This is a genomic window from Candidatus Bathyarchaeota archaeon, from assembly GCA_026014735.1.
In the GTDB taxonomy this organism is placed as follows: domain Archaea; phylum Thermoproteota; class Bathyarchaeia; order Bathyarchaeales; family Bathycorpusculaceae; genus Bathycorpusculum.
The window spans coordinates 187,001-205,169 of the sequence record JAOZHT010000003.1 but is presented as its reverse complement, the minus strand read 5'-3'; the positions used below and the strand labels follow the sequence as shown (position 1 = coordinate 205,169).

Annotated in this window: 23 protein-coding genes; 12 read left to right on the top strand and 11 right to left on the bottom strand. The window is 46.7% G+C overall.

What is annotated here, in order from left to right; all coding sequences use genetic code 11:
* Window positions 1-34: 34 nt before the first annotated feature.
* Complete coding sequence (locus tag NWE93_11390; protein MCW4000833.1) at window positions 35-991, bottom strand: hypothetical protein; 957 nt, start codon at window positions 989-991, stop codon at window positions 35-37.
* A gap of 126 nt (window positions 992-1,117) precedes the next feature.
* Between NWE93_11390 and NWE93_11385 the strand changes: the two genes are divergently transcribed.
* Both NWE93_11385 and NWE93_11380 read left to right on the top strand, forming a co-directional pair.
* Window positions 1,118-1,351 carry a hypothetical protein gene (locus NWE93_11385; protein ID MCW4000832.1) on the top strand — a complete coding sequence of 78 codons (234 nt, stop codon included), beginning with the start codon at window positions 1,118-1,120 and terminating at the stop codon, window positions 1,349-1,351.
* 56 nt (window positions 1,352-1,407) lie between these two features.
* Window positions 1,408-2,178, top strand: a complete 771-nt coding sequence (locus tag NWE93_11380) for a hypothetical protein (protein ID MCW4000831.1) — start codon at window positions 1,408-1,410, stop codon at window positions 2,176-2,178.
* Here NWE93_11380 and NWE93_11375 read toward each other — a convergent pair.
* Together NWE93_11375 and NWE93_11370 are read right to left on the bottom strand one after the other, a co-directional pair.
* A complete protein-coding gene (locus NWE93_11375; protein ID MCW4000830.1) occupies window positions 2,154-2,798 on the bottom strand; it encodes a Type 1 glutamine amidotransferase-like domain-containing protein in 645 nt (214 codons plus the stop codon). The two genes, NWE93_11380 and NWE93_11375, sit on opposite strands and share 25 nt — an antisense overlap.
* Before the next feature lie 36 nt (window positions 2,799-2,834).
* Window positions 2,835-3,527: a hypothetical protein gene (locus tag NWE93_11370; GenBank protein ID MCW4000829.1), complete on the bottom strand. Its 693-nt coding sequence runs from the start codon at window positions 3,525-3,527 to the stop codon at window positions 2,835-2,837.
* A gap of 120 nt (window positions 3,528-3,647) precedes the next feature.
* Here NWE93_11370 and NWE93_11365 point away from each other — a divergent pair, with 120 nt between their 5' ends.
* Window positions 3,648-4,754 carry a hypothetical protein gene (locus NWE93_11365; GenBank protein MCW4000828.1) on the top strand — a complete coding sequence of 369 codons (1,107 nt, stop codon included), beginning with the start codon at window positions 3,648-3,650 and terminating at the stop codon, window positions 4,752-4,754.
* Here the strand turns inward: NWE93_11365 and NWE93_11360 are convergent, their stop codons facing one another.
* Window positions 4,755-5,429, bottom strand: a complete 675-nt coding sequence (locus tag NWE93_11360; GenBank protein MCW4000827.1) for a hypothetical protein — start codon at window positions 5,427-5,429, stop codon at window positions 4,755-4,757. It lies immediately after the preceding gene.
* A gap of 119 nt (window positions 5,430-5,548) precedes the next feature.
* On the opposite strand from NWE93_11360, the gene NWE93_11355 reads away from it, so the two are divergent.
* The 4 genes from NWE93_11355 (at window position 5,549) to NWE93_11340 (ending at window position 9,221) form a co-directional block, all read left to right on the top strand.
* On the top strand, window positions 5,549-5,695 hold the full coding sequence (locus NWE93_11355; GenBank protein MCW4000826.1) for a ribbon-helix-helix domain-containing protein: 147 nt from the start codon (window positions 5,549-5,551) through the stop codon (window positions 5,693-5,695).
* Between the two features lie 15 nt (window positions 5,696-5,710).
* Window positions 5,711-5,875, top strand: coding sequence for a hypothetical protein (locus tag NWE93_11350; protein MCW4000825.1), 165 nt, complete (start codon window positions 5,711-5,713; stop codon window positions 5,873-5,875).
* A gap of 17 nt (window positions 5,876-5,892) precedes the next feature.
* Window positions 5,893-8,316: a hypothetical protein gene (locus NWE93_11345; GenBank protein ID MCW4000824.1), complete on the top strand. Its 2,424-nt coding sequence runs from the start codon at window positions 5,893-5,895 to the stop codon at window positions 8,314-8,316.
* A 614-nt stretch (window positions 8,317-8,930) separates the two neighbouring features.
* Window positions 8,931-9,221: a hypothetical protein gene (locus NWE93_11340; protein ID MCW4000823.1), complete on the top strand. Its 291-nt coding sequence runs from the start codon at window positions 8,931-8,933 to the stop codon at window positions 9,219-9,221.
* Window positions 9,222-9,304: 83 nt separating this feature from the next.
* Here the strand turns inward: NWE93_11340 and NWE93_11335 are convergent, their stop codons facing one another.
* Complete coding sequence (locus NWE93_11335) at window positions 9,305-10,270, bottom strand: hypothetical protein (GenBank protein ID MCW4000822.1); 966 nt, start codon at window positions 10,268-10,270, stop codon at window positions 9,305-9,307.
* 54 nt (window positions 10,271-10,324) lie between these two features.
* Between NWE93_11335 and NWE93_11330 the strand changes: the two genes are divergently transcribed.
* The 5 genes from NWE93_11330 (at window position 10,325) to NWE93_11310 (ending at window position 15,526) form a co-directional block, all read left to right on the top strand.
* On the top strand, window positions 10,325-10,804 hold the full coding sequence (locus NWE93_11330) for a hypothetical protein (GenBank protein ID MCW4000821.1): 480 nt from the start codon (window positions 10,325-10,327) through the stop codon (window positions 10,802-10,804).
* A 36-nt stretch (window positions 10,805-10,840) separates the two neighbouring features.
* The gene (locus tag NWE93_11325) at window positions 10,841-11,284 is read left to right on the top strand and encodes a hypothetical protein (protein ID MCW4000820.1); all 444 of its coding nucleotides are present in this window, start codon (window positions 10,841-10,843) and stop codon (window positions 11,282-11,284) included.
* A 25-nt stretch (window positions 11,285-11,309) separates the two neighbouring features.
* Window positions 11,310-11,768: a hypothetical protein gene (locus NWE93_11320; GenBank protein ID MCW4000819.1), complete on the top strand. Its 459-nt coding sequence runs from the start codon at window positions 11,310-11,312 to the stop codon at window positions 11,766-11,768.
* A gap of 301 nt (window positions 11,769-12,069) precedes the next feature.
* Window positions 12,070-15,168, top strand: coding sequence for a LamG domain-containing protein (locus NWE93_11315; GenBank protein ID MCW4000818.1), 3,099 nt, complete (start codon window positions 12,070-12,072; stop codon window positions 15,166-15,168).
* A gap of 1 nt (window position 15,169) precedes the next feature.
* Window positions 15,170-15,526, top strand: a complete 357-nt coding sequence (locus NWE93_11310; GenBank protein MCW4000817.1) for a hypothetical protein — start codon at window positions 15,170-15,172, stop codon at window positions 15,524-15,526.
* 25 nt (window positions 15,527-15,551) lie between these two features.
* On the opposite strand, the gene NWE93_11305 is transcribed toward NWE93_11310, so the two are convergent.
* The 6 genes from NWE93_11305 to NWE93_11280 form a co-directional block, all read right to left on the bottom strand.
* Window positions 15,552-15,749, bottom strand: coding sequence for a hypothetical protein (locus tag NWE93_11305; protein ID MCW4000816.1), 198 nt, complete (start codon window positions 15,747-15,749; stop codon window positions 15,552-15,554).
* Window positions 15,750-15,787: 38 nt separating this feature from the next.
* Window positions 15,788-16,159 carry a hypothetical protein gene (locus NWE93_11300; GenBank protein MCW4000815.1) on the bottom strand — a complete coding sequence of 124 codons (372 nt, stop codon included), beginning with the start codon at window positions 16,157-16,159 and terminating at the stop codon, window positions 15,788-15,790.
* A gap of 34 nt (window positions 16,160-16,193) precedes the next feature.
* Entirely contained in the window at window positions 16,194-16,577 is a 384-nt protein-coding gene (locus NWE93_11295) for a hypothetical protein (protein ID MCW4000814.1), read from the bottom strand.
* 39 nt (window positions 16,578-16,616) lie between these two features.
* Window positions 16,617-16,907: a hypothetical protein gene (locus NWE93_11290; GenBank protein ID MCW4000813.1), complete on the bottom strand. Its 291-nt coding sequence runs from the start codon at window positions 16,905-16,907 to the stop codon at window positions 16,617-16,619.
* A 2-nt stretch (window positions 16,908-16,909) separates the two neighbouring features.
* The gene (locus tag NWE93_11285) at window positions 16,910-17,086 is read right to left on the bottom strand and encodes a hypothetical protein (GenBank protein ID MCW4000812.1); all 177 of its coding nucleotides are present in this window, start codon (window positions 17,084-17,086) and stop codon (window positions 16,910-16,912) included.
* A 393-nt stretch (window positions 17,087-17,479) separates the two neighbouring features.
* Window positions 17,480-17,962, bottom strand: a complete 483-nt coding sequence (locus NWE93_11280; protein ID MCW4000811.1) for a hypothetical protein — start codon at window positions 17,960-17,962, stop codon at window positions 17,480-17,482.
* Between the last annotated feature and the right edge of the window lie 207 nt (window positions 17,963-18,169).

The following is an 18,169-nucleotide window of genomic DNA, read 5'->3' as shown; positions in this document are numbered from 1 at the left end:
TAATGAGCTGTGTGCCTGTCTAAATACGCATTACTTAGGTGGCTGTTTGTTGCCGCTCACCCGCTGCCTGCCGAGGCGGCTTAGCATGGAAAAGCAGGGGCAAACCAACCAGCGGCAGCACCAGCAACCACAAATCCATGTTATGCCCCAGAAACCACGCGTACCAGTCATTCCATGTGGCGCCTGCAAAAATAACCCAGCTTAGATAGTTCCAGAGGAAATACGCGCCCAGCGCCAACACAATGCTGCCCACTGCCTTGGGGCCGAGTTCGTCTAGGCTGTTTTTTGCGCTGGCTTTTTTGGCGAAGTAAATGGCGGCAACTGACAGCATAGCCAACCCTATCGTTGTAGTGGCAAAGCTCACCAGATGTTCAGGGTACGCCGTTAAATATTCGGTGCCTTTTGCCTCAACCACGCCTATCCAGATGCTACTATTAATCATCCAGAAAACAAGCACGTAAAGAGCGCCGGTGATTGCACCCCATTTTATGGCGCCACGCAGGGGTTTTTTGGGGCTGAGTTTGTAAGCGAAGATGAATAGGGAGATTGGCAGGATTATGGATTCGAATACGGTTGGGATAACGCTTAGCAGCAATGAGTCAAGCACCGCTGCTAATGAGCCTCCGCGGCTAAGGATTGAGCCAAAGAAGATGGTGTTAAAGCCTGCGGTGGCGATGAGCCCCAGCCAGTAGATGCCCTCGAAAACCACAATTACTTGTAGCATTTTTATGGCTTTGGACTGGGGAATCTTCTTGTAAAGATACATAATTACAGCGACTAGGGCGATGATGCTTGCGATAAACCTGAAAACCAGCCCAATGGTAGCGGAGATATCCTCCACTAATAATACAAACCCAAAGTATCCCCCGGATGATTCCCACTCGCCAATCCATGACAAAGTAAACATAGCATGGAAAGTGAAAATGAAATAGGATGCTGCGGCGGCGAGCAAGCCGACCCTCAGCGGAGTAAGTGACTTCTGTTCTGTCATAAAATCAACCAAGTGCGCTGTACTACTCTCGGCTAAGTTCCTATATTATATTTGCGGTTCCAGCGGGCTTTGGTTTGGTTAGCGTTAAATACCTAAACCGCGCCAGTATTACATAGGAGACCACAAATGAAAATAAGCAGCCAACCCGTAACCGTTTTCCTCTACGCCACACAGGGAGTCGGCGCCGTTTTCGTCGGCTTGTTTTTAGCAGCCTACCTCGCGGGATTACCCACCACAGCCGTACTGCATTCTGACCCCACCGTCCGCTTGACCCTATCGGTTTTAGGCGTGGCTTATTTGGCGTTGACGCTTGCAGGCATCATCTTAGCGGCGCTCAAAAGAAAAGCCGCCCCAGCCTAAACGGCATCGCTTGAACCTTAACTTTTATATCGCCAAGCCGCCTCAATCTGCCCTGTATGGCTAAACGCAAATTCGGCGGAATCACCTGGAGGCAACCAGTCGTCTTTGCAGTTTCCACAGCAATCTGCACAGTCCTGGCGATTTGGGCAGTTATCACGGCGCCCGTGGGTTCAGACGGCGTCGCAGTCCCAGGTGTCTCAGGACTCTACATCTCCGCCGCAGTCTACGTGCCACTCGCGCTTTGGTTCGGAGTCTGGGGCTGCCTTGCCGGCTACCTCAGCTGCGTGTTTTTAGGCGTGTATTTGATGGCGCTGGGGGCTCCGGGGTACACGTTGGGGTTTGTTTTGGTTTGGTCGCTGGCGGATTTCTTTGAGGGCTTTGTGCCGCTGCTGATTTATCGCTCGCTCAAAACTAGGCCTGTTTTGGACTTCAAAAAGCCGAAGGTTACCTACGGGATTAATCTGTTGTTGGCAGTTGTTTTGGCCGCGTCTGCCTTTGCATTGGTCTACTCCTACACTTGGGCGTTCATCGCAAGCTTTGGCGCTGCCTTGTTTTTGGTGCTGCTTCAGGGGTTTGTGGAGGACCGCAGAACCTGGCTTACTTGGCTGCCCATCGGCGTATTCGTCGCGGCGCTCACCTCAGGCATCTTTGGCGTCGGGGCTTTGGCGGCGTTTGGCAACATTCCGCTGGAGGCGTTTGGCACAGTTCTCTTCGGCTGGGTCTTCGGCGACATCATCGTGCTCGCCACCTTAGGCACCTTGCTCACCGTTGCGTTTACACCCTATATTGTCCGCTCTAAAATCTACGTTAAACGATACTTCTCGTAGGATAAGCGTTCGCCGCCCGAAAAAACGTAGACCTCGCCTAAAGCAGACATCTCCCCCTCATCCCAGAGGAGTGCTGAGTTGGAGGGCACCGCAAAAATCGGCGTTTCCCTCGAAAACCGTTTGAGCGCCTCATCTTTTTCTGAGTGGTAATGCGCCTTTAAGGTGATGTCGGCTAGGCCTAAGCCGTCTACGACGCGGACTCTGCCGTTGTTTCGGACTGTGGTTACGCATCGCCTGCAAAGCGCCAGCGCACCTGCACTTCGCCCCACAATGACGCCGTCAAAGCTCCTTAGTAGCCCATCAAGCCCCATCTTTTTGGCTCGTTCGATGAGGATGCTGGCTTGTCCACCCGTCAAATACAGCAGGTCAGCCGCCGCTATTTTCTCTGCCACATCAGCCATCGCCTCGTACTCGGCAAAATCAACCGTGGAGGCGCCCAGGGAAGCGAAGTAGTCAGTTAGTAGCTTGCGTTTCTGGTAGGGCTTATCAAAGGATGGCCGCGCCCAAGGAACCACCAGAACCCGCGGGCGCCCACCCGCGTCGCTGAAGGCTTGATCGTTGATGGCTTTGGCGCTTCTGCGGTAAACGTTTTCTCCGCCTAAAAGATACAGCTTGGGCATACCCACAAAGAGGCGCCACGACTTAAAAGCTGGACGCTACTGCACAATCGCCAGACACTTCTGCAGCGTCGGCAGATACTCATCGTCGAGGTAGTAGACGGTGCGGATGCCCTCGTTTGCCTGCAGCACAAATTGCGATGAACGAAGCGACTTCATCTGCCACGTCAGCGCCTGAGAGGAAACCGCGACTTCGCATGCCAGCTTGCAATGTGACAGCCGCCTCTTCCCCAGCAGCGCCTCAAAAACCCTACGGGCCGTCCTATGCCTCAGCAGACAAATCATAGCCATATCCCGCTTACTAAAGCGCCCCGACACAAAGAACCGCTTGTAGCGTCCATCCCGCATAAAAGAAACCAGCCCCGACCTCACCAGCACACCCAAATGATACTCCGCCAGCCCCACCGGCAAACAGAGCCCCGCGCAGACCGCCCGGAACTGCACGCCGGGGTTTTGGTTAATGTAGCCTAAGATTTGGCTGCGGGTTTGGTTTGCAAGGACTGTTTGGCTGCTTTGGGGGGACGCTAAGCTGAATGTAGGTGTGGCGCCTAGGAGGATAAACTGGTTTATGCCTACGGCTTTGACGCCGTTTAAGCTGGAGACTTCGAGGTGCCCATCTGAGGGCGTGAGGGTGAAGTGGAAGTTGCGTTGCTGGTAGAGCTGTGCGGCAAAGCAGCCGACGACGATTACGGTTAGGGCGAGAACCGCTGTAACTGTTAGGGCACGCTTCAAGGTAGATACCACTTATGCTAGGAAGGGGATGTTTGTGTTTTTAACTGTATTTGTAAGCAAACGTACTACTTTTTCGTGAAAAGTCGAGTTATTTAAACCGACAGAGGTGAGAGAGGTAAAATGGAACTAACAAACCATCCCCAAATCGCTGAATGGTTAGAAGAATGCCGCAGAGAATCAACCAAACGAATCTACTGGTACGCCATAAGCAGATTCTTCAACTGGTACACAGACTACCTGAAAAAGAAAAACCAGTCCTCAGACCACCCCATAGAAACCTACCTATCCAAACCAAACAAAGACAAACGACACCTCGCCCTCATCTACCAAAACACATTCACAGGCCCCGACAACACCGCATGCGGCGTCCTAACAGCACTCAGCAGCTTCCTAACCTATCTGGATCAACCAATAAACTGGCAGCATAAACGCAAAAAAATCCAGCCCGACACCACCAGCCACGAATTCACCACCGACGACTTCACAAGAATGTTTAACGCCGCGGACACCAAAGGCAAAGCATTACTTGCACTCGGAACCAGCCTCGGCTGGGAAATAGGCGCAACATTGGAGCTCGAACGCGAATTTATGAAGAGCCTCATCGCTAAAGCCAGAAGCGAAAAAAGAGAATACTACTATTTCAAGACGTTTAGGCAGAAAACTGGCGCCCCCAGACTCGGCGTATTAAACCCCCTGGCTATCCAGTGGGTCGGCAAATATTTAGATGAAACAGAGGGTAAAAGACTCCGCAGACGAACAGGTAAAGAAGCATGTAACCAAATCAGCAACATCTTTGACATACGCACGACATCAATTAACAAGTATCTAAAACGCATCGCCGGGGAAGCCCGAATTGTCACGACTGGACGGGTGCATTGGCATAAGATACGGGGCTGGGTCATGTCTACCCTGAGCAGGGCCGGCTTAAACGAGTTTCAAATCAAATACATCGTTGGCAAAACAATACCTGTCAGCGATAGCACTTATCTGCAATCGTTGATGCTGGAGATTGAGGAACGTTACCCGCAAGCCTATGAACTTTACTTAAACATTGGAGCCGCCGTTAGCAGTAAAACCGTTAAGAAGTTGATTTTGGACCGGGAACAGAAAGACCGCAAACTTGAGGAGTTGCAAGCACGGCTGAATACGTTGGAGGCAGCGAAACCAACACTGGAAGCATTATTGAGGAAGGTTGAAGCGCTGGAAACCCAACTTAAACAGAGTTGACTACGCAATCACTGATGATTGAGTCTTGAAGCGCTGCACCTTTAAAGCCTGCAACATCTCAGCCTCTCTACGATCAACAATCACAAACCCCAGTTCTTCCGCTTGTCTCTCAAGGTGAGATAATGCCTTCTGATATGCGTCTTTATCCCAATCACGCTTCAAATTACTCCGATTAATCACATCATCAATAAAATCTTCGATGTTTTCATGTTCTTTTAAATGTTCAAATTCAGTTCCCCAATCACAATCTCCCAACAAGTAAAACCAAGCCCGCCTAATAGCATGCCTAATTGCTTCAGGTGGAAACTTGTGTAATGTATCTGTCCAGGTTCTTCGACTTATAAGATGGCGCTCAATCACACCATAAAGATCAGTTACAGTATCCTCACTCGCGCCAAACTCAACGGGTTCACGAGCACGAGTTATACCTATTAGGTTAACTCCACGTGTAACCGCTGGATAAACCACATCCTCAATTATCCGTTTATGGTCTTCTGTAATCATCTCCGCAAAATCATCAGGAGGGCTACTCGATATTCTCTGCACTTCTGCAATCAAATCTTTTAATTCCTCAATCGACTTACCTAAAGCATTAGTTTGCCTAAGATACTTTAAACGGTCAATTTGGCTTCTTGGTTTGACAGCCGCTTTAGGTTTCCGTCCACGCTTCCTCAACCATTTAACCTCAGGAAATTATTATGGAAATATTTTTCCACATTATTAAACGGTGACCCCCATAAAAGCGTATTGTTTTAGCATTAACAAAAAAACCGAAGGTTTCACAGTGACAAGCAATGAGTAACAGTAACTTAAATCTCCTCCAAATCAAGATTCCGATAGAATGGAAACAGCCCCTCGAAGACAAAGCACGTCAGAAAGGCTATGTAACCACGGCAGAGGCAGTAAGAGTTCTAATCCGCGACTTCTTAGCGGAACCATAAAAAGAGGTGAAGCCCATGCAGCCAAACACAGACTCCAATAACTTCGGAAAAAAAACCTCACAGCCCAAACAGCAGCAACCCAGAGCAACCGACGCTGCCCCCAGCACCCACGAACAACAACTCACCATCATAGCGGAACTTAAAACCACTCTGCAGCAAGCAATAACAGCGCTTTCATAACAACGGAGCTTTAGATAATGACAGCTACAGCACAGCAGACGGAAACAACATCTCCCATTCTCAATAAACTCTTAAACGCAGAAAAAACAGCCATAAACGAAGCCAGACAACAATGGTACAAAGAAAGAGAACAGGCAGAAAAAGCAGAGGAACCATCCATCCTTCTTAACCACATTAACGATATTGAAAACCCACAATACATCGGCAAAACCGTCACGGTGCCAGGTATAGTTTCCAGCAACAGCATAAGCTACCCAATACCTGCCGAGATAGCAGCCGATAAACTCATCAAAACAAGCGGCCCAGATGGTGAGTATGAAAACTATCCCACATCAACAACCATCAACCCCAAAGACCCCATCAACCTTGCGTTAATCGATATAGCCCTTGAAGCACAGGAACGTAGACTAAAACGGTTATTCATGGATGAAAACTGCAAAGTAACCAACCTAAGAATCAAAAAATATCGCACGGCTTACTTGATACGAGTACGCCCACCAGTCCAAGCCATCAAACAAGATGGCAACAAACAAATCGACGAACAAGGTAGAGAATACAAACACTATGACATCTACATCGTAACCGAAAAACCCTTGACCTTCCAATCATCCACCAAAATCAACCTAACAGGCATCCCCTTACCCAACCCCAAAACACAACGCACCACCCTATTAGCGTATAAAGTAGAGTTTCCAGAAGCCACAGAACACTTCAACATAAGCGCTTTAACCCAACTAAAAAACAAATTCGACTGCTTATCAATGCAAGAGCGTTGGAATTGGGTGTTGGATAACGCTGAACTCTATACACAGATAATAGGACGCAGAAATGTTGCGGCAGCCGTATACCTAACCTATTTTTCGCCCTTACGAGTCGAACTATATAATGACATACAACATGGCTGGGGCCTTGCGGATATCATCGGTGACTCAACTACAGGCAAAAGTGAAACCGTCAAAAAAATAGCAAGAAGCCTAAACGCAGGCATGGTAATCTCAGCCGAAACCGCAAGCATTGCAGGCGTAATAGGCGCAGTTTCACAGATGGAAAATGGCGCATGGTTCGTTGACTGGGGCTATCTACCATTAATGGACTGTAAACTCTTAGCTATGGATGGCTGCCACAAAATTCCCCCATGGGAATGGGCAAAAACCGCCGAAGCCGAAAGAGATGGCATTTTAAACATCAGCAAAGCCGCAAAAGCAATAGTACCAGCACACACCAGACAAATCAAAATCTACAATGCTCTCGACAAAGAAACCCCCGGATACCCCACCAAACAACTAAGCGACTTCCTCTATCCAGCACAGGCATACCCTACAATTGCAGACCCCACAACCATCGCACGACGAGACTTAGCCGTATTTGTCGATAGCCGAGATGTACCGCCCGAGAAAATCAATCAAATTCCTACAACACAACCAGAACCAGAATATACCCTACTAAGCGAATCGTTAAGATGGTGCTGGAGCAACACCACAACCGTAGTATTCACAAATGATGCACTAAGTTATCTTTTATCAAAAGCAACAGAACTGTACAACACATTCTACTATGCGCCTATACCATTGGTTTCAGCCGACATGAAGTTTAAACTTGCAAGACTAAGCATCGCAGCAGCAAACATGACCCTATCAACCGATGACTATGAAACAGTGACAGTCACATTGGAACATGTGGATTTAATCGTTAAATTCCTTACCGAAGAGTACAGCAAAGCAGGCTTAAACATCTTAGCTCAAAAACACCGATTTGAAAAGCTTTCACCTGATGATGTCGAAGCACTGGTTAAGCAAATAGAAGAAAAATTATCTAGGGCACCAATCGAACGTAGCAAACTAATAGCTATCTTAGATGACTTCGTGACTACAGGATATACCACCAAAGATCACTTGAAAAACACTTATGACCTAACCGAGAAAAACCAGTTAATTCCACTGGTTGCTGCGCTTGTCTCAACAGGTTTAGCACGTGGTGGAAGAGGTTACTTCTCTACGAATAAACTCATAGAAGCCTATAAGGTAACAAATAATTTTGCCACGCTTGCTATCCTTGCCACCCCTCAAACCGATACCCCCCATAACACTTTATTAAATTCCAAAACCCATTCCTCTTTTACCTCTTACAATGCTGACAGTAACACAACAGAAAATGGTGTAGGGGGCATCATTTTAGAGCATAGCAAGGATGGCAAGGATGGCAAAGAAACCATCCTTTACCGGCGAATCAACCCATACATGGAAACCCAAACCTGTCACAGGTGCCAAGCAGTACAAGCAGAAGTCAAAATGACCTCCAACAAGGGCAGCGGCCAAACATACTACAGCTGTCAAAACTGCTTTAATATGTACCGCTTTGAGAACGAGCCACAAGGAGTGAAATTCGTCGAAGACCAACCAGAACTGCCACCATACCCCGAGGAACCACCAATCCCAGCATAAAACGCTAACTTTTCTTTCTCTTTTCTTAATTGCTACCAAACCCTACCCCAGAAACATCACACAACATCAAAAAAAACTGGACATTTCTCGACATATACAGAAAAATGCTACAAAAAGATACACTTACGGGTTTTCTGTGTAGTTAAGCGTGGTTAGTTGCTCTGCTTGTTGCAGATAAACACCGAATAGGTTAACCTCAGAATTGCAAGAAACTGCAAGTTTCGAGGTTCCACAGACATGGAGAATCAGAGATTGAGTGCACCTAACGTTAAGATCATAAGAAAAAGGCAGAGGTCAGCGAGTCTAAATGTTCAGCGTAGACGTCAACGATTAATCTCTTTGCGGTACATCACTAAAAGATTCAGCGTTGGAAAAGCAGCTGAGGCGTTAAGCGTTTCCCGCTGGACTGTCGAGCGGGATTTAGACTTCTTAGAAAGCCATGACTTATTGTCTATTAGACGTAGCAGTGTTTTTCCTTTCGAGTTACAGGAGACCGGCAGCGAGTTTATGCGGCGTTTCCAAGCCGCTCACCGAGCGTGAACAACAGACGACAACAGAAACTGAACTAAATGAAGGAGCGAACAGAATCATGCAAGACTTCACGGGAGATCAGATTGTCAGACAAAACACAGAAACCAACCAAACCAAAACAGTTAACCCAGAAACAGCAAACCCTAAAAAACAGCGCGCTCCCCCACATCAAAAAAGCGGGGCCAATACGCCTAAGCTGCCTTGGCAGTGGAAGAAACATCTACATGGTACACGTTGAAACAACAGAGGGCGCGTTGGCGGTAATAGCTTACTGGAGAAGCAGACGCTGGACCAAGATAACCGTTGAAGAACACCCAAAGGGCAACATTCCGCAAGTGTGGACTGTGACGGAATTCATAGACGTCCAAAGCTAACCGGATGCCTCTCCACATTTTTTTCTACACTTGAGGAAAGCCGAGTAAGTAACTAACATCATCTTTTCCTTTTTTCTCCGCGATTAGAGGCAGAGGCCCAATTCTTCACGGCGTCGCTTTATCGCTGCATCCAGGCTATTCGTGGGGCCACTTGAAGAGTCGGCGGTATGTAACCCCAATTCCATGCGGTGACGCTCAACCGCCGCCATCAAAGCATTATCGGGGTGTGTGCTGAGGTAAAGTTTAGCTTTCTCATATTCTGAATTCAAGAAGTTAAGTTGCTTTTTCGATAGTGTTCCTTCTAAGGGGTCGTTAACTTGGGCGGTGGCTATGAATTCTGTGGTTGAGGGGGGAAAGCCCCATTCTGCGCGTCGGGCGTTTATGGCGTCTTTAAGCGGTATTTTTAGTTCATTAACATGCATAGCAGGTGTGTTTTTTACACCTGATTGATTTTGTTGTTGATAAAATGATGCGAAGGCAGTTAACGGCGCTGATTCAGCAACCGCCTGCGCAGACATATCCAGTACACCCGCCTGCGGATAAGCGGGCACATCCACGAAGTCTACGCGGTGAAAAATGAAGCTGGATATCACCTCGTGTCCAGCTCCTTCTTTGATGCAGTGATGCTGGTCCACACTGCTCTGGTAGGGCATCAAGTCTTCATTGCAGCCAGAACAGTGTTTCTGGTAGTAAGTGATAACTACGCTGACAGCCGCCAGTTTTTTGTCTTTAAGCATCTGCCAGGAAGCTGCATCGGTGATTTTCGCGGTTGCTAAAAGGTAACTGTCATTTTTCTGGTAGGCTACGAATTCGCCGCTGTTCATACATTCCTCATCGGGGTAATGCTGATCGATGCGGTAGCCTACTCCCATACCGATGGGTTTACCCTTGATGGTGGGTGCTGCTTCAGCAAGGCCCTTCTCAGTGACTTCCCAGCCGTTGCGATTCGGAGTAGTATTCATAAGGTAGAATTCGGCGGTGTGCTCCGCTTCGTTGATGCTGTAGACGGAAGCGTAAAACCGCGTTGTACATTGATTTTTCTGTGCCAAGACGATGTCTCCTTAGCAGTTTCGGGTTTAAACCCAAGAAATCAGTGAACCACCATGAAAACCAAAACCCCTGAAGAAATCAAACAAGAAGAATTAAAAAAGAAACGTCAGCTCTGCTGGAATAAAAAGGACGAAAAAAGCCAAGAAATCTACAAGTTAAACAAACAGATCAACGCCATCGGTGAAGCCGACAGTGACTTAGAAGCGATTTGTCGCTTTTTAACTAAAAAGTTTGGATTCGACTTAGAAGCCGAAAAAGCAGAGATATGTTCGGAGGTAACTGGTCTTAAACGTAAAATCAGTGAACTCGAAAAGGAAATCATAACTTATCGAGACTGCTGGGATATGCACTATGCACCAGAGAAAATTGGGGTATGCGAGAAATGTGACTTTAAACCTTTCCCGGATCGCCCATCTGACGTCGCTAAGGTCCACGTGAAACGGCCCTGTCCTATCGGAACACTACGCAAAAGAACCGTCGATGAAAACGGCATCACTATCCGAATCTTTGACCCCTCAAAACAGAAGCAGTAACCCTGCATTCATCCTTTCTTTTTTACCTAAAAGACCATGAAGCAAACTTTTCGTTTACCCCCAGAATATACTCAAGTTAAAGAGCACCTTTCTAAACTGGGAACCTGGCATAAAACCACCAGCCGATTCAATGTTTTCCAAATCTGCGACGCCATCCACCAGTACACCGCAGCCTACGGCGACGGAGGCGACTTATACTCCGCGCTTGAGGAACTCCGCGATTACCCATCAGTTAAAGATTGGATGCAAGCTCAGGGGCAACGTTCAGGGTACACTTATGATTATGATGCGGTAGAGGCTACAATCAAAGATTCTGCTTTACAGACGCTTGAAAAAGACGCTGAATATTTAGGCATAAAACTCCTCCGCAGAAATCAAGTAGCCATCACTCGAGCCGAACTGGAATACTTCAAGCATTGTGAGCGTCAACTCAAAAACTACATTCGACACTGCAACGGTTGGACGCCAAGTCTCAGCTGATAAACACCAAATTTTTTGATTGAACATGAACCCCCAAACTACACTTTTCAGTTTCATCCCGGATGCCGTAGCGGCTTCAGCCCCAAATCTTGCATCGGCACCCCCAAGAAAAAAACGTGGAAGACACAGTCAACAGCTAAGCGAAGCCGAACTAAAAGAGTGCTTGGCATACTATTTTGAGAGGAACCCGTTAAAGAAACAGCAAATCCTCGCCAGATACGGCAAAAAGAAAATCAGTGATGCATTAAACATCTTCCGAATCGACTATGGAAAACAGGGGGCACTATCACGAATAGAGTGCCCAATTCATAAGAAAGCCAATTTGGGGTATGGTTGGCATGGCATGGCGAGCGGCGCCAGAATCAAATGCATGGTCCCCGGCTGCACCTCCCTGAATACGCATTTTGAACCGATGCTGTATCATAGTGAGGAATGCATGGAGATGAACGGGTTAAGTCATCATAGAGAGCATGGTGAAGCTTAAGCTATATTCCCAAACATTTTTTTTCTTATTGCTCATGAAATATATTTTGTCGCGTTAATTTTTCTTGGGCTGGCTTTCTGGTTGACATCGTGAATAATACGAGAGTCAAAGGGGGAAGGGCGCATCCAAACCCCTAAGGAAGATAGACTCGAATCCAAACACATGCGCCTCCCCCGAAGATTTAGGAGTATTCGCCCAAAGTTTTAAGGTAGACTAACATGCGTTCATATCTTAACCCTGAAAAACAAAAACCCCAACTTCCCCAAACAAACAGCAGCGACGTTCTGGAGGCCTGAATAGTTTGGCAGGCTACACCTTTGAATATTACACTGGCAGCGCATGGGTTAAACTTGCTGCAAGACTCGGCGGAAGCGGCGACATCGACGAATACAACCAGAAACGCATTATAGAATGCTACCTCGTCAACACCGCAGCCAACCTCGCCTTAGCCAAAACCAAACCGACCGTGCGAGTCCTCTACGGCGGCGCAGTGAAGTTCACGGGGAAACTCCTCTACCAGTACCTCACCTACTTCACCATCCGATGCAAAATCTTGTCCCTTGCGTTTCTACAGGCCGATGGTGTCCCCTTCACCTATTATGATGCAGGTGTAGGAACAGACGCCGACGAGTTATTCGCAGCTGTATGCACCACATGCGGCTTAACCGCTGGCTCATGCCCAACCGACACTATACGGCTCCGCTTCGACAAAGCCGACTGCTGGAAAGTCATCGAATTAATTGCGCTCTACACGGGCAAAGCCATCGTCGAAGACGGCTTAACCATATCCATCACAGACAAGGGGTCGGCGCAGAGCTATAGCGGCGTAATCGCTCAGCCCACCCGCAAACTCGACCCCCAACAGGTCTACACAAAAATCTATGCCCGAGGAACCGACGTAGACGGCAACATAATCTATGGCGAAGCAGGCACAGCAGGCAGAACCAAAGTAATCAACGCCTCCAACGCCACCGGCACCGACACCCTCGACTTACTGGCAGCGGCCGAGTTGGCTAAAAGCAAAGAATCCGTTGCGGTGCCCCTTACTCTACCCACAGGGGAATGCATCGACTGGGTAAGCGGCGACACCCTAACCGTCTCTATCCCCTATTTGGATATGGATGGCAGCTACCCCATCATGCGCATCACCCGCCATAACAGCAAATCCAAGGTGGAGATTGATGCGGCGTTACCCACTTACGAGCAATTACTTGAGGACTTCGGGGATCTCCAATCCCTCGGCATCTTCCCGCCTACCCCTATAACTGCCTCTAATACGGTGCGCCATACAAACAGCAGCTTCAAATCCACTTCTGACCACACCCAATACGTTAAACTTAAGGAAATCCGGGTGGGCAAAAAAATCGAGGGCACCATCCGCATCATGTTCGTGTCGGTTACCGATAAGGAAGGCTACTTTGGCAGCTACATTAGCCTACGCAAAAACGGCGTTGAAATCTACAATGAACTCCGCACAGGTGGGCAAACAGCGCCTGTAAGCCACTACACAGACCAAACCAACTTCGAGGAAAACGACACGTTGGAGCTCTGGGGCATGAGTGACGAATGGGATGATGTGGTGCTTACATTATACGATTTCGATATTGGCTACGACCCCAGCTACGCCAACCTGTATTTCATCAACCAAGACCCCGCGGATTTTGTTGGGCAGCACCCCGTGAACGTGTATAAACGCGCTGCTTCACAGCCTGCGACACCTACGGCTGAATCTGGGGTGCCGTCTGGTTGGAGCCTGTCGCCGCCTGAACCAGATGGTTATCCGCTTTGGCTTTCGACTTGTACGCAGTCTTCGACGGATGTGGTGGTGGGGGTTTGGAGTGCGCCGGTGCAGCTTAGCGGAGATAACGGGGCAGATGGTGAATCAGGGCTATCATCATTAACCATATATAGCAGCGACGGAATCCACTGGCATAACACCTTTGCAGAAGGCGACATCTACGCTAAAACCAAAACATTCCCTGCGCAACTGGATATGTCAGGTTTAATACTGTATTTACCGTTAGATGAGGTATCTGGAGACGCCGCAACCGACTATAGTGGAGAAGAAAACAATGGCGCCGTAACGGGAGCATCGGTTGTGGAAGGCAAATTTGGAAATGCTCGAGACTTCACTGCTGCAGATGTATCAAAATATGTTTTAGTTCCCGATTCAGAGGCTCTTAGCCCAACTGAGGAAGTTACTGTTTCATGCTGGGTAAAAGCTATTATCATAGGTAACACGGGATTCATTTGGAAAGGATATAATTACTTTTTATATTCTGAAACTGACGGAATCCCCAGATTTAGTTGCTATGACACCCCAGGCGAAAACAGTTATGCAGTAGCCAATACTGCTTTAGCTGTTGATGAATGGGTGTTTCTGACTGGAGTATTTGGAGCAGATAAAAAATCACGCATATACATAAATGCTGTGTTACAAAGTACGGTAGGAACCATTATCGCAGATATCCGCGATTCAACTGCAGATTTATATGTAGGTAAACGTGGCGACGATATAGGCACTTCGTTTAAAGGAATAATCGATGAAGTGCGCATATATAATCGTGCGTTGTCTGCTGAGGAGATTCTTGCGAATTATAATGCTACAGCTCCAATATTCAGTGAGGCATATCGTATTGTAGGCGAGGATGGCGCTCAGGGTCCACCCGGCGAAGACGGAGCAGACGGCAACGACGGCGACGACGGAAACCAGAAACAACACGTATTCAAACGCAGCGCCACAGCACCCGATACCCCAACGGGCAACGGCATCCCCTCGGGATGGAGCGACGGTTTCCCCTCTGGCTCCGCGATGCTCTGGATGTCTGTGGCATACCAAGCCTATGATGGGACATTAATTGGGAGTTGGAGTACCCCGATTTCGATGTCTGGCTTCATTGTCCAATACAGTGAGGACGGCTCAACAGATTGGCACAGCACCGCAACAGAAGATGATTATTTCATGCGGATATTACAGCCTGATGGTAGCTGGAGTGCAGCGATTCGTATACGCGCTGAAGTCGGCGTCACCTACACCGCCAGTAACACCCCCAGAAACTACAACAATGAAGCACAACCAACAAGCAACGGCTACTATACCCTTTTGAAGCAGATTCAAATTAACGAGGACATCATTGGTTCCATTCGCATGATGGTGCAGGTCTACTCCTACGGGTTATATGGACAAATCGACATTCGCCTAAACAATGAATCTGTCGAGGAAATCACAGACATTTACGGTGACGCTTCCCCGCCTATCAGCCATGACTTCGAGAATTTGGAGGCAGGCGACACCATCGACATCTATGGACTCGTGAATGACTCAGCCGAAATCATCGCTTCAAACATGACTTTGTGCTATGACCCGAATATACTGATAAGCGTAACGAATGTGTATTAAAATGACCGAGAAAACCCTAACCATAAAAAGCCTTAACCCCATAGTAGTCTTCACCCCCGAAGGAACACTCCTCAAAATCAGCTACACCAAACAAACAAAAACAGCGATTCAAACCCAGATACAGGCCATTGGACTAAAAATCATGCGTACATCCAATCGGGCAAACAAATGCTGCTTCTATACAGCTGTGCCCTTCAGGGAGTTGCTGGCTAAAACGAAAAATATGGATGAAGAAACAGCTTTGATATGCGATCTTTTAAGCGTGTTCTTCGCCACTGATTCTACACCGCATCCATTGCCTGATGTGAAGGGTAAAACGGAGCCTGTGAAGTTATCGATGCTTCACAGTTCCCCCTGATTTCATCTTTCTCTTTTTCATTCTTCTAAAGAAAACTCATCGTCGGAGACTCTTCAATTTTGAGGTAGCCGCTGCTTTTTCGCTGATAGATTAGTTTAGCGGTGGTTTGGGTTAGGATATACTCTTTGATTCGCTGGAAATCCTCATCACTCGCATAAACAATTAAGCCTCCAAACTTCAAGTTTTCGTCTGGTTGAATTTTAGGGTTTGATTCATTCTCCATAAAGTTTCACACTCAAAAGGGAATAGTGGAGAGGTGTTCTAAGGGCTTTCTCGCTCAAGTTTCCATTTTGAACTGTTCGTAGGGGCTGCAACCGAACAGTTTGTCTGGGGATATGTCTCGCTTTTTTCTTCATGCTTATGGTATGTATCTAAGTAACGTTGCCAATCTTCATTGAGTTTTTGAGTAGCCTTTTCATGTTTCCTGTTCTCTTTAACATACTCCAGATGCTTTTCTTTTATGAGGAGTGTTTCGTTGAGTTCCGTCTCTATCTGACCTTGATTTTTAACTTCTAAATTTAAGAGGTAAGTATCTGAATCCGCGATAGCCTTGTTTATTTGTTTGAAAGTTTGAGGGGTAGCACGTAGGGTTAAAAAATATGTTAAAGTGTTAGAGTTTGAAGCTTCACTCATTGATTTCACAACACAAAAAGAGGAAAAAGAGATTTTAAGAACTCCCAGTAGTGAGCAACTCTACGAGAGCCTGTTTTTCCTCATTCAACAGGGGTCTTCCAACTTCCTCACTGCCTTCTCTGACGACGAAACCTTGCATTAGGTTAAGCCAGAAATCATTGAGTGCTTCAACTGCATCCATGATCTGTTGCGTTTTCTCACATACATTGCTCACGAGGATACGGTCATATTCTATAAAGTCTATTTTGTCAGCTTGAGCAGTCTCGTTTGATGCAGCGTTGCTTGCTTCAAAGATGGCTTTAACATCAGCGAATTTCTGCTTGAACTCTTCGAGGCTTTGGCTTTCGTTTAATTCACATTCCAGGTAGTTCATTAACGCTGGACTTTTTTGTTTGAGGTTTTGTTTGTCTACTTTCATATTTTTCACCTTTCAGGTTAGCACTAAAAACTGAGGGGATTACAGAGTGTAGGCTTCCTCGCCCCTGAACATCATTGATGCAACGGCATGTTTGATTGCCCTGTTGAATGCGGCTCGTACATCGTCTTCTGTTTGGCAGGTTTCGAAGTCTTTGAGAGATATGGGGAGTTTGTTTTCGCTGTATGTTCTCTGGGCGATTTCCCATTGTCCGGGATCTGAGGAGACTCCGATGGTTAGGACACCGTAGAGGTTGAAGACGTCGATTGTTGCGCCTATCCAGCCTTTGAGGTTAAGGATACGGTTGATGTCTGCTTCAGTGTACTTCGCCATGTTTACCACTCCATTGAAGCCCGTTGGCGGTTAACTGGGCTGCAGGTACAGTTTTCTATGTGGACCCATTCTTGGAGGCGCCAGCAGTAGATGCGGCCTTCTCGGATGGGGGATGCGTTTTCACATTTTATCGGGGTGATTTGAGGAGTTTTTGTTTGGGTTGTTTGTTGACTCATCATGTTATTCACCGTTAAGTATCAATCACTGATACCAGTAAAACACATCGTTTCTTATTAAGGTATCTATCATTGATACCAGACAATCAAAACAACAAAAGAAACCTTAAATAGATACAAAGACAAAGAAGCTTTAGAAGGGATAACCTGTTTGAGAGACTACATCCTAACACCAAATGAAAGGGAAATCATCAAAGAATACTTGTCCACTGGAAAAAAATTGGACGGTTTTAAACTGATACTTTCACGCGCAAGAAAACACAATCAAAAAGGCATATCAACCGACGAGGAATTAATCAAACAATTCTTGTCTAAGATCGGTGAGAAAACCTGATTTACTGCTATATCAACTCTGCTTCCGCATTTAGCAGAAGAAAGAAAATAGGGAAAATCAAACTAATGAATACCTGTTTCCTTATTTAGCGCCCTAAGAATCAACTCGTTTTGCCTAATCAAAATTTTATTTTGGTCGATGATTGCTTTAAGCCCAGCCCCCAAAATCATATCCGTAGTATTTCCAGACATTATTGTGCCTGCCCGCATCCATCCAGTGCCGGCCTCATGCTTAATCAAGTTCACCATATCCAAATAATTCTTTTTTTGAATTTCCTCATCCGTCATTTTTTCCGTAACTAACAAATCAATAGTGCCTGCCTCTATTTTTTCAGTGATTTTTTCAGTTTGCTTTGCTTCTTTCTCCCTCTGTTTTTCTGCTTGCTGCTTTTCTTTTTTCGCAGTGATTATGTTAGTTGCTTCTCTCCAACCAAAGCCTTGCGCGTTACTTCCACACTCGGGGCATTTTTCTTCTTGTTTAAGTTTTTTATCGTTGGGACATTCTGTATTTGGGCAATAGAATATTTCATTGTTGAATAATGGCATGTTATTTCACCTACCCCTTTTTGCTTTGATTTGTTTTTAAGCCTTTGTATTGCTAAACGTAACAAACCTAAGCTAAAAAATAGATAGAATAACATCACTTTTTCCATACAAACAAAAGGTATATTTGTAAACGAATGTACTAGTCTATGCGTGCGCCAAGTGGGGATAGGAATTTATAGTTTAGCGAAGAAACCTCTGCGGTGACAG